The sequence below is a fragment of the Anaerosporobacter sp. genome (assembly GCF_965301125.1).
On the sequence record NZ_CBDLAM010000032.1, the window covers coordinates 1 to 12,198 of the forward strand.

9 protein-coding genes are annotated in these 12,198 nt (G+C 33.7%); all 9 read right to left on the bottom strand.

Going from position 1 to position 12,198, the window contains the following annotated elements:
• Positions 1-66 precede the first annotated feature (66 nt).
• The gene (locus tag ACW2QF_RS05435; RefSeq protein ID WP_455714979.1) at positions 67-1,014 is read right to left on the bottom strand and encodes a sigma-70 family RNA polymerase sigma factor; all 948 of its coding nucleotides are present in this window, start codon (positions 1,012-1,014) and stop codon (positions 67-69) included.
• A gap of 74 nt (positions 1,015-1,088) precedes the next feature.
• The gene (locus tag ACW2QF_RS05440) at positions 1,089-1,595 is read right to left on the bottom strand and encodes a CarD family transcriptional regulator (protein ID WP_455714980.1); all 507 of its coding nucleotides are present in this window, start codon (positions 1,593-1,595) and stop codon (positions 1,089-1,091) included.
• Positions 1,596-1,771: 176 nt separating this feature from the next.
• Entirely contained in the window at positions 1,772-2,545 is a 774-nt protein-coding gene (locus ACW2QF_RS05445) for a M48 family metallopeptidase (RefSeq protein WP_455714981.1), read from the bottom strand.
• Between the two features lie 96 nt (positions 2,546-2,641).
• The gene (locus tag ACW2QF_RS05450; RefSeq protein WP_455714982.1) at positions 2,642-3,034 is read right to left on the bottom strand and encodes a DUF2500 domain-containing protein; all 393 of its coding nucleotides are present in this window, start codon (positions 3,032-3,034) and stop codon (positions 2,642-2,644) included.
• Positions 3,035-3,066: 32 nt separating this feature from the next.
• Positions 3,067-3,888 (bottom strand): undecaprenyl-diphosphate phosphatase, encoded by an 822-nt coding sequence (locus ACW2QF_RS05455; RefSeq protein ID WP_455714983.1) that lies wholly within the window; start codon positions 3,886-3,888, stop codon positions 3,067-3,069.
• Positions 3,889-4,156: 268 nt separating this feature from the next.
• Complete coding sequence (mutL, locus tag ACW2QF_RS05460) at positions 4,157-6,214, bottom strand: DNA mismatch repair endonuclease MutL (RefSeq protein WP_455714984.1); 2,058 nt, start codon at positions 6,212-6,214, stop codon at positions 4,157-4,159.
• A gap of 17 nt (positions 6,215-6,231) precedes the next feature.
• Positions 6,232-8,961 carry a DNA mismatch repair protein MutS gene (gene mutS / locus ACW2QF_RS05465; RefSeq protein ID WP_455715002.1) on the bottom strand — a complete coding sequence of 910 codons (2,730 nt, stop codon included), beginning with the start codon at positions 8,959-8,961 and terminating at the stop codon, positions 6,232-6,234.
• 28 nt (positions 8,962-8,989) lie between these two features.
• A complete protein-coding gene (locus ACW2QF_RS05470; RefSeq protein WP_455714985.1) occupies positions 8,990-10,663 on the bottom strand; it encodes a MutS-related protein in 1,674 nt (557 codons plus the stop codon).
• A 244-nt stretch (positions 10,664-10,907) separates the two neighbouring features.
• The gene (locus ACW2QF_RS05475) at positions 10,908-12,098 is read right to left on the bottom strand and encodes a C40 family peptidase (RefSeq protein ID WP_455714986.1); all 1,191 of its coding nucleotides are present in this window, start codon (positions 12,096-12,098) and stop codon (positions 10,908-10,910) included.
• Positions 12,099-12,198 lie beyond the last annotated feature (100 nt).

Below are 12,198 nucleotides of genomic sequence, written 5' to 3' on the forward strand. Positions count from 1 at the left end.
GCAAACATAGTATTATGTTTGTCTTACAACTCTTTTTATATTCGCAAATTTCAACAACAAATTCATTTATTCTAGATAAATTTTCAACTGATGTGTCTCTTTTTTCATTTGTAACTTTCTTATTGCTTTTGCTTCAATCTGACGAATACGTTCTCTTGTTACATGATAGATTCTACCAATTTCTTCGAGCGTCCAGATTTCTCCATCATATAATCCAAATCGAAGTTTAATCACCATCTGTTCTCGATCATTTAATGTTAAAAGTATATTCTCAATCTCTTTCTGAAGCATCTTATGTTCTGTCACCCTATATTGCTCGGGTTCTTCATCAGCGGTTATAAAGTCACCTAGTGTTGTATCCTCATCTTCACCAACTGGATTATCTAATGACAATGTATCACCATATAGTTGCATGATTTCATCAATTCTTTTCGTAGAATTTCCAGTTAAATCAGATAATTCTTCTGATGTGGGGCTACGTCCATTTTCCGCAGTGAATTGTCGCATTATCCTTCCTAAACGATTCATATTCTCGCGCATATGAACAGGAATGCGAATCGTCTTTGACTGATCAGATATAGCTCTAGAAACAGATTGTCGAATCCACCACATTGCATAAGTACTGAATTTAAAACCCTTTTTATACTCAAACTTGTCCACTGCTTTCATCAATCCCATATTTCCCTCTTGAATCAAATCCAGCATTGACATTCCACTTCCTCTAGCATATCGTTTTGCAACACTGACTACTAAACGAAGATTTGAATCAATTAATTGTTTCTTAGCAGTTTCATCGCCTTTTTCTATCTGTATGGCCAGGGATCGTTCTTCCTCTGGCGTCAATACTGGTATCTTTCCTATTTCCTTAAGATATACTTTTAGCAAATCGTCCGTTAAACCCTCGTCAAGTATAGGCTCTTCTGCATAGTCTTCTTCATTATCTTCTTTTACTTCTTCATCTATTATTTCCTCTTCTAAGGAAACTTCATTATTGAGTTCTTCTTTCACCATCATATCAACCTTACTTCCATGTATGAAATACATTGAATAAAAATACGTTGTAAAATACATTTGTATAAATGTATCTTTTAAGTTTCTTCAGCAAGACAACACGATATATAATCAACAACGTCTTTTTTATCCATATCCAATACAATTGCGAATTCACCATAAAGGCTGTCTTCGGCTAATTTAAAATATTTCTCATCAGAGGCAGTAGCTTTCTTACCTTCTGCTAGTCGTGATTGCTTTCTTAGATAAAGTGCCTTTATCATTCGAATTAGATCTATACTATTATTTTCTTTGATCGCATTCTTATAGATCTCTTCACGTTCACGGTCATCTTGTATCCAAAGTGGTTCACATTGCTTCATATAATTAATGAGCTCCATAACCTTAGCTCTTGTTATAATAGGACGCATCTTAACTTTATTATTTTCTACTGGTGTTATAATTCTACTACCAGATACATATACTGGTGCCAAAGTATAGTATAATTTTTCATTAATATTAGAAGATGATTCCATTGGTCCTACCTTTTCTACTTTACACACGCCATTTAATCCATAGACTAAATAAGTTCCTACTTCAAACATGTTTCCATCTCCTCTTGAATTTGGTATACTACATATATATATATTTTAACAAATTATCGTTTCCCATGTAAGGGAAATTCGACTCCAGTAGAAAAATTTGTGAATTATTCTAGCAATATATCACAAGGTTTTTGTTCAGTTTTACTGAATGCTAATACATAAGAAAGTCCTACGAACTATTCTTTGATATATAATTCATAGGACAACCCATTGTCTTTTAGCCATAATTTTCTTTCTTTATATTCTGGGCAAACCTTTGATACATTATCCCAAAATTCTTTTGAGTGATTCATCTCTATTCTATGAGCAAGCTCATGAATCACTACATAATCTAGTATCTTGTTAGGCATCATAACTAGATGCCAATTAAAATTCAAATTTCCTGAACTACTACAACTTCCCCATCTACTCTTCTGACTTCTAATAGAAATTCTACCATACGTGACACCCATTGCTTTGGCATATTGATTTACACGCATTGCAATTATATTCCTAGCGTTTTTCTTATACCATGATTCAAGACATCCTAAAACAAAATCAGAATCCAACAGGGGTGTTTCTATAAGAAGTATAGATTCCTCTTTCACTGATATATCCGCGGATTTTTTTGAGGGGCTGTATTCAACATGTAAGCGAAATGTTCGATCTAAGAAGGGTAATAACACACCCTCTCTTACTTCAATTCCTTTTCGCTTTCTTGTTGCTTGCTTTTGATATGCATGATATATCCAATCAGCTTTATTTTCTAATAAGCGTATTACCTCTGCTCTTGTTGCTCTTAATGGTATCTTTACTGTAACTTTACCTCCAACTGCAATCTCGATAGCTAAGGTTTTCCTCTTCGAGCGAACGAGTTCATATGGAATCTTTAAATCGGTATAATAGATGCCATCTTCTTTAATTTCAACATTGAACTTATTAATTTTGTCCTTCTTGTATTCTCTATTCATTATGGTCTTCCTTAATTTACTCTCGATAACTCCTTATAAAGCTATAAATAAATGCTAACAGTGGTGTAGCAAACCTACTATTAGCATTTATCTTACCTATTTTCTTGTAAATCCTTTATATCGGGTTCCTTGAAAAGTAAGTTTTCCAAGATCCCCTTCTACTAAAATACCATACTCATCTCCTGGCACCTCAAACTCCAATCGGTCACCGCTTTCAAATTCGAATGTAATATAATAATCTGTAGATGAACTGTTCGTAAACATAGTATTATCATCATTTAAACTAGATGAACTACTTCTAACTTTCATTCTTTTAGCTACGATCTTAGCCTCTACCGTTAATACTGGAGAGTTATTGTTAATTTTCCATTGTTTTATTCCACCGAGTATTCCTACAACGAACAAACCAAGAATTAATGCAAAGATAATAAAAAAAATAACGATAAAACCATTGAAAAATAGAGCATTTCCTTGTCCCAAAAATTTCATACTTATACTCCCCATCTACTTCTATAATGAATTTATTTTATTAATCCGAAGTATAATAAGACTAATATACCTAATACAATCCGATACCACCCAAATACCTTGAAATCATGTTTCTTAATATAGCTCATTAAGAATTTGATTACTATTACGGATACTATAAAGGCAACAATCATACCAGTCAATAATATTATTACTTCCATACCAGTCGTAGGTAAACCGTATTTCACCATTTTAAGCAAACTTGCACCAAACATAACCGGTACAGCTAAGAAGAATGTAAACTCCGCAGCGACACTTCGTGAAACACCAATTAAGATAGCTCCCAATATGGTAGCTCCTGAACGACTAGTTCCAGGGAATACAGCTGCAATTAATTGGAACAAACCAATTATAATAGCTGCATTAAATGTAATTTCTGATAAAGAATTGATATGTGGTTTTCTCTTATGATTTACGTTTTCAATTATAATAAATGCTACCCCAAATATAATTAATGCTAAAGAAATCACCTGATAATTATAAAACAAATCCTCAATAACATCATCAAATAACAAACCAATCACAGCTGCCGGAAGACAGGCTACAAAAATTTTGATCCACATCATAAAGGTGTCTTGTTTGATGTAATTCTTCTCTTTTTTTGAGAATGGCCATAACTGATTCCAAAACAAAACTACTACAGCTAATATAGCTCCCAGTTGGATTACAACTTCAAACATACTGAAGAATTCATCCCTGACATCTAGTTTTACAAACTCATTTAGCAGAATCAGATGTCCTGTACTACTTATTGGAAGCCACTCTGTGATTCCCTCCACAATACCAAAGAGAATAGCCTTCAAAAATTCTAACATATGTTACGTTTCTCCTCTCACTCTCACTTTAAGTAATTTTTCAATGATAGTCTATAAACTAATCATAAGTAATTTAATGAACATATTCATTAACTTTACTAATTATACTTTATGGTTGATTTTAGTGCAATTGGTATTCTCTTATCTTAATTAAATATTAAGAGTACTGGAGCAAATATTTACCCCAGTACTAAGACTCCATTATAATTCTATGCGGTATATTCTGAAAATAGAAATACAAATTATTATCTATATGACTATTGTTTTCTTATACAATACGTTTGAATTTCTTTTCAATTTCATATTTACTCATGGAGATAATTATTGGTCTACCATGCGGGCAATGATATGGATTTTCAAGTCCTAATAACTGATCAATCAAAGCATTCACTTCTTCAAATGATAATTTATTATTTCCTTTAATAGCAGCTTTACATGACATGGATGCAGCCTTTTCTAATATGGATACTGCAAGATTAGAATGACTTTCATCAACTAATGAATCGATTAATTCTATTAAATAATCCTTTTCTGCAATTCCTAAAAGGTTATTGGGGATTGCTCGAACGGAATATTCTTTACCACCAAAATGTTCGATTTCAAAACCTACCTCATTTAATATTTCCATATGCTTTTTCAACACTTCTTCTTCACGCATAGATAATGAAATAATAATAGGTGGTTGTAACATCTGTGATGCAACTTCTTTATTGTTATAAGAATTTATTAGTTTCTCATATAAAACCTTTTCATGAGCAGCATGTTGATCAATCATAAACATCTTGTCTTCGTATTCAACGATCCAATACGTATTAAATACTTGTCCAATTATTCTATGTTTGCTCCTAGCTACCTCGGAAATCATTTTTTCTTCAAACAGATTTATTTGTTCTGCTCTTTTATCGGCTAGTTGTTCCATCTCCATTTTTTCTTTTGTTTCCACTATACTATCAACTTTATTATAATCAAAATTATTACTATCATTAACCGCATTATGTGCTGTTGTATAGTCAGGTGTTTCACGTACGGAATGTTTTAGATTTTCTTCAATTGCAACCTGTGGGTTTTTAATGATTGTATCAAATTTACCAATTTCTGTTGTATTAACAAGCTCTTTTTTTGTGTTGTCTACTCTTGTAGAGTACTGACTTGCACTTATTGGGTTATCTTCTACTTTTGTAGTTTCTTTTGGTGGTATTCTATCTACATTTGTAGAATTATGATTTTGGTTCTTGTAATTCATTTCTTGCAAACGTTTTTTCTCAAATGGCTCTGGTACATTCTCAATACGTTTGATTTCTTCCTTCTCTTCTACTAATGATACAGCAGGTATTAATTCCTTACCTGCAAGTATATCTTTGATGGAATGATATACTGCTCCATAAACTTCATCATTATTACGGAATCGAATCTCCATCTTAGTTGGATGTACATTCACATCAATGAATTCACCAGGTATGTTTAGTAGTATTGCTGTAAATGGATAACGATGTTGCATTGTATAGGGTTTATAAGCCTCTTCAATGGCTTTATTAATAATTCCGCTCTTTACATAACGGCCATTGATATAATAATTCTCATAATTACGATTACCTCGAGATATCACTGGTTTTCCTATATATCCATAAACTTCTACATTCTCAGTAACTTCTTTCACTTCTACAATATTAGATGCTATCTCGCGACCATAGATATTATATACAAGATCCTTTAGATTACCATTTCCGGATGTGTGCAGCTTCACTTGATTGTTACTCATGAATTTGAATGAGATATTCGGATGAGAAACTGCAATTCTTTCAATAATATCTGCGATATAAGAAGCTTCCGTTGTAGCACTCTTTAAGAATTTACGTCTAGCTGGTGTATTGTAAAATAAGTTACGAATTATGAAAGTTGTACCCTCTGGACACCCAATTTCCTCCAATGCCTTCTCTTCTCCACCTTCTATGACGTACCTAGTTCCTGTTAATTCTCCTGGTGTTTTCGTAACAAGCTCAACTTGTGCAACGGAAGATATACTTGATAATGCTTCACCTCGAAATCCCAGGCTCGACACATGTAGTAAATCAAGGGCAGAACGTATCTTACTAGTAGAATGTCGCAGGAATGCTACCTTGATGTCATCTTTAGAAATACCACTACCGTTATCAGTTATACGTATGAAACTAATTCCACCTTCTTTGATTTCCACCGTAATGGCGTTAGCTTTGGCATCAATGGCATTCTCAATTAATTCTTTAACAACAGCTGCAGGTCGTTCAATAACTTCCCCTGCAGCGATTTGATTAATGGTATTCTGGTCTAATAACTCAATTTTAGCCATGTTAATCACCGTTCTTTCTATCCTCTAATCTGTTTCTGTAATTTATATAACGTATTCATTGCGTCCATTGGTGTCATATTTGCTACATCTAAGCTTTTAATTTCTTCTATTACTTGATTAGTTGAATCTACAGTAAAGAAAGATAATTGCCCTTCGACAGCTTTCTTAGTGTTTTTATTACTAACAGTTTGACTCGAAGTTTCTCTTACTTGTGAAGTATTATCTACTGAACTATTATCATGCGATTTATTGTCATCTATTGATACAACCGAACTCTCTTTATCAAGAAGGGAATCCGACATCTGTTTCACTTTATAGGTAATGTCATTATTACTTAATTCATCAACGATTTCTCTAGCACGTCCTAAAACAGCATCAGGAACCCCGGCTAATTTAGCAACTTGGATACCGTAACTCTTATCCGCTCCACCTTTGATAATCTTACGTAAGAATACGATATCTTCACCTTGTTCTTTCACTGCGATACAATAGTTATTAACACCACTTAATTTGCCCTCTAATTCGGTAAGTTCATGGTAGTGTGTTGCGAACAGTGTCTTCGCCCCAAGTAACTTCTTATCACTGATATGTTCAATAACAGCCCAAGCAATACTCAAGCCATCAAATGTACTTGTTCCTCGACCAATTTCATCTAGAATCAATAAACTATTCTTTGTTGCATTTCTAAGGATGTTTGCAACCTCTGTCATCTCTACCATGAATGTACTTTGACCAGACGCTAAATCATCGGAAGCGCCTACTCTAGTAAAGATACGATCTACAATACCAATCTCAGCGCTATCTGCAGGTACATAACTTCCTACTTGAGCCATTAATACAATCAGCGCTGTCTGTCTCATATAAGTAGATTTACCAGCCATATTAGGACCCGTGATAATTGATACGCGATTATTGTCGTTATCTAAGAAAGTATCATTGGCTACGAATAAATCATTATCTATCATCTTCTCTACAACAGGATGACGCCCATTCTTAATCTCAATAATACCGCTTTCATTCATCTGAGGTTTAACAAAGTTATTTCGTTCAGCTACAAACGCCAATGAAGCAAATACATCAATCTTAGCAACCGCTTTCGCTGCCATCTGAATACGTTTTACTTCTTCTGCTATTTTGTCCCTAACTTCACTGAATAGATTGTATTCTAAATTGAATAATTTATCTTCTGCTCCAAGAATCATATCTTCTAATTCTTTCAATTCTGGTGTGATGTATCGTTCCGCGTTTGCTAATGTTTGCTTTCTTGTCCATGATTCTGGTACAAGATTTTGATAAGAATTCGTTACTTCAAGATAATAACCGAAAACCTTATTAAACTTAATCTTAAGATTCTTAATACCTGTTTGTTCTCGTTCTTTTGCCTCTAAATCTGCTAACCACGACTTACCATCTGTTTTGGCTCGTCTTAGTCGATCCACTTCTTCGTTATACCCTTCTTTAATAATACCGCCTTCTTTAAGGGATATTGGTGGCTCTTCTTCAATGGAATCTGAAATAAGAGAGCAGATATCTTCAAGGGTATCTAATTCAGAATCAATTTCTTTCATTAAGGAACAAGAGAATTCAGATAAAAGTAATTTGATAGATGGCAACATTGATAAAGAAGCACGAAAAGCTATCAAATCTCGTGGATTTGCACTCTTATAACTTACTTTACTAATTAAACGTTCTAAATCATAGATTGGGTTTAAATATTCTCTTATCTCTTCTCTTGTAATTACAGATTGGTTAATCTCCTCAATACAATCTAATCTTTCCTTAATTAAATCCATATCGATTAATGGCTGTTCTACATAACTACGAAGTAATCTAGCACCCATAGCTGTCTTAGTCTTATCAAGTACCCATAATAACGAGCCTCTTTTTTGTTTTTCACGCAAAGTCTCCGTTAGCTCAAGATTTCTTCTTGTTGAACTATCAAGAAGCATATATTTGCTAGTGATATAAGGCTGGATGTGTGTAAGATGTGATAGAGAATTCTTCTGTGTTTCATACAGATATTGTAGCACCGCTCCTGCAGCTATTACTCCAAATTCATAATCACGTAATCCTAGTCCATCTAAGGATGATACCGTAAAATGCTCTTTCAAACTCTTCTGGCACATCTCATCATCAAAGTACCAAGAGTCTTGAGAGGACACAGCAATTTTCAAGCGTTCTCTCAGATCTACAATATCAACACCTGATATCAAGAAAGCTTCATTACATATAATCTCAGTTGGTAAAAATTTATTAATTTCATCAAGAAGCTTCTTCTTCGTATCTACTTCTGTTACATAGTAATCTCCTGTTGTTATATCAACAAAGGATATCCCGATTCCACTTTCTGAATAGAAGATGCCACAAAGGTAATTATTCTTTGTTTCATCAAGTGCTTGTGTATTCAAATTTGTACCTGGTGTTACAATACGAATAACATCACGTTTTACAATTCCTTTTGCAAGCTTTGGATCTTCCACTTGCTCACAAATTGCTACTTTATAGCCACGACTGATCATCTTGCTAAGATAACCCTCTACGGCATGATAAGGAACGCCACACATAGGTGCGCGTTCCTCTTGTCCACAGTTCTTTCCTGTTAATGTAATTTCTAATTCTTTCGCACATATTGTTGCATCTTCGAAGAACATCTCATAGAAGTCTCCTAGGCGATAGAACAGAATACAATCTTTATATTGGTTCTTAATCTCCATATATTGTTGCATCATTGGAGTTAATTGCATAATATCAACCTTTCCTTTTCTCTTGTCTCTCTTACATTGTTTCCCAAGTTCCATTCTTAAGGAAATCATTCGCTGCGTTCGTTGCCTGATCAATAATTTCTTTCTTATATCCAATCATTCCAAGTAACTTAATAGCATTTCTAGATTGTGCTCTTCCCGTATATAATTGATAATCAAATAAGACATCATTATCTACAACTTCTTCTTGGAAATGATAATTTGAAAAATGTTTTTCTAATATATATGTTAATTCAATATCATGTGTAGCCGCAAAACAAAGAACATAACCTTCTGATAAACTCTTAAGAATCTGTGCAGAAGCAGCTACTCTTTCTAACGTGTTGGTACCACGTAATACTTCATCAACAAAACATAATATTGGTGTATCATCATTCATCGCATCTAAGATACGTTTTAGTGATTTAATCTCAACTATATAATAACTTTCATTGTTGAACAGATCATCGCGTAATGCCATTGAGGTAAATACCCGGTAGTAATTCCCACGATAACTACGGCTTGTACTCGTGTAGATTGTTTGAGCTAGAATTGCATTAATAGCAAGTGTCTTAATAAAAGTGGACTTACCTGATGCGTTAGAGCCTGTAATAAGAACACTTTGTTTTTCACTTATGGTATTAGCTACCGGTTCATCGATTAATGGATGATATAAATCTTTTGCATCCACGAATGGTTTACTACGATTAACTAACTCAGGTACAGAGTAATAATCTAATAATTCACGGAATGAAGCAGCCGCAACCATACTCTCAAGGTAGCCCATTGTCTCATAGATTAATTCTAACTGTCCACTATTCTGCTTAATAATATCTATCATTTTACTAAATTTGATTAAGTCTGTATGGAAAAGCATTCTTTCATAGTCAAGTAAGCTATCAAGTAAACTTCCATTCATTGAATTACCAGTACTGATCCATTTTGCATTACGTTTTACATAACCAAAATTTTTAGAGGCTTCAACCATTTTATCTACATAAGGTTGTAAGAATGGATCCTTATTCTTATTAAGATTATCAACGCATCTAAGAATGCGTACAATAAACGCAAGTGTCTTAATATAATTCTCAATCTTAGCTTTTCTCTTATAATATTGATAGATATTATTACATACGGTAACACATACACCTAGAATACCAATTCTCGGATCTAAAGGAATGATTCCAAAGGAAATTATTAAGGACGCGATACAGAAATAATGTTGAGAGACAGAATATTTGTCTAATTTTTTCATACGGTTCATATACTCAAATACTGATATATTTGTAAGTTTTCCTAACCGTTGCATAGTTAATTGGAATCGAATTCTTTCTTCTTCATGTTCTGTGAAGTATTTCATAATACGGTCACGTTCTTTTAATTCGCCTTCCTCAAAAACCATTTGTCTTAACAAATAGTATAGATATTCTTCTCCCACTGAACTCCCTGTATTATTCAGTAACATATAGATATTCTTTAGATCTAAGTCATTAAATGTTATATCATCAATATCTCCCTTATCTACTTTCTTACTGTTGTAGTATCCTTTTAATCCTTCAAAATACTCTGTGGTATATTCCTGATCAGGCACATCGCCAAAGGCTTTCTTAATTCGCTCCCTCCACATTAACGTTCGACGTTTATCTTCACTACGACTGTATATCATTAGTACTATTATCACTAGTAGAACGACTATCGCAAATTCCATTACTATACCCATGTCAATCACAAATTATCTTGTGATGTTGCTTATATTATAGGTTGAAATGATGCAACGCATGGCCCCTTTCATAATATTATAATTTTCAACCTTGCTCTCTCATCATAGCTTTCATTATACAATACAGATTTTAATAATTCAAATGAAATCACCTAGTTTTGCATCCAATACAAAAAGGTGAGGAGTGGCGACTTTCGCCTTACATCCTCACCTTTTTAAATTATAATAAATATTAGTCATTTATAAATCTAACAGCCTTTACAGGTGTACGATAATACATATTACTAATCTTAATACCACTTCTTGGGTTACTTGCATGTATTACTTGACCACCGCCAATATACATAGCAACGTGATTAATTCCACCACCATTACTGTAGAATACCAAATCACCTGGCTTAACGCTTGATGCTGGAATTGTTCTACCACTAGCAGCTTGAGAACGAGATGTTCTAGTAATGTTGTAACCAAAATGTTCATAAATTCTCATTGTGAAACCTGAACAGTCAGTACCATTTGTTAAACTAGTACCTCCCCATACATAACTGTTTCCTAAGAATTGTTTTGCATAAGCAACCATGTTTGCACGTACAGAAGATACACCGTTAGTACCAGCTTCTACTTCTTCTACAAACACACCTTTTGCCAATTGATAAGATAAATCAACGTATTCTTTTGATACAAATCCCTTATCATTATCAATAACAATCTTAACCCACTCGTCATTCATTTTCTTTACTTCCAGCTCTTCGCCTTCTGGAATTAATGTTAAACAAGTTGAGTCTGTATTCGCTTCTTCACGAACTTTTAACGTAGTTGTATTTACTGTTGCTACAATCATACCAACTTCTTTTGCTAATTCTTTTGCTTCATCACCTGTAACAAGATATTCAGATGAAACATATCCAGTAACTTTACCAGATTTAATTTTAGCCCATCCATCATCAGTGATTTTATAGATTTCACAACCAGCGTTCTTAGGGAGCTTACCAATAACTTTCTTATCTTCACCTGGACCTTTACGAATATTAAGATAATTATCTACTTTTGCAATACCTAGATTCTTATAATTAAGAGCAATTGCATCTTCCTTTTCTTTCTCTGTAGCTTCAGCCTCAGTAGGTTCTTCCTCAGGAGCTTCTCCCAATGATTCGTCAGTAGCATCGTCTACCTTCGCATCTTCTGAGTCATCTTGATTTTGAACTACATCTGGGCTAATATTATCTGCTAATGCACCAGCAAAAGCAATTTCATTTGCTGAACTCTTTGAAGTATAATAATCATTTAAAGATACTGAAATACCCGCTACCGGTTCCTCTGAAGTATATGAAACTGCGCTTAATCCAGCTGTGCTAACAGCAACTATTACCGTTCCTGCCACACAAAGTGATGAAATCTTAAGCACTTTTTTGTTAAAGTTCATGTTACGCCTCCTAAACGCTTCTTTACAATCTACTATCTTATATTTTATATCCTATATCTTATCAATTGTAATTACAAAGCCATTAACATATTCTTATGTA

Coding starts and splice junctions, on each gene's coding strand:
- ACW2QF_RS05435 (WP_455714979.1), bottom strand. CDS start 1,014: ATGATGGTGAAAGAAGAACTCAATAATGAAGTTTCCTTAGAAGAGGAA.
- ACW2QF_RS05440 (WP_455714980.1), bottom strand. CDS start 1,595: ATGTTTGAAGTAGGAACTTATTTAGTCTATGGATTAAATGGCGTGTGT.
- ACW2QF_RS05445 (WP_455714981.1), bottom strand. CDS start 2,545: ATGAATAGAGAATACAAGAAGGACAAAATTAATAAGTTCAATGTTGAA.
- ACW2QF_RS05450 (WP_455714982.1), bottom strand. CDS start 3,034: ATGAAATTTTTGGGACAAGGAAATGCTCTATTTTTCAATGGTTTTATC.
- ACW2QF_RS05455 (WP_455714983.1), bottom strand. CDS start 3,888: ATGTTAGAATTTTTGAAGGCTATTCTCTTTGGTATTGTGGAGGGAATC.
- mutL (WP_455714984.1), bottom strand. CDS start 6,214: ATGGCTAAAATTGAGTTATTAGACCAGAATACCATTAATCAAATCGCT.
- ACW2QF_RS05470 (WP_455714985.1), bottom strand. CDS start 10,663: ATGGAATTTGCGATAGTCGTTCTACTAGTGATAATAGTACTAATGATA.
- ACW2QF_RS05475 (WP_455714986.1), bottom strand. CDS start 12,098: ATGAACTTTAACAAAAAAGTGCTTAAGATTTCATCACTTTGTGTGGCA.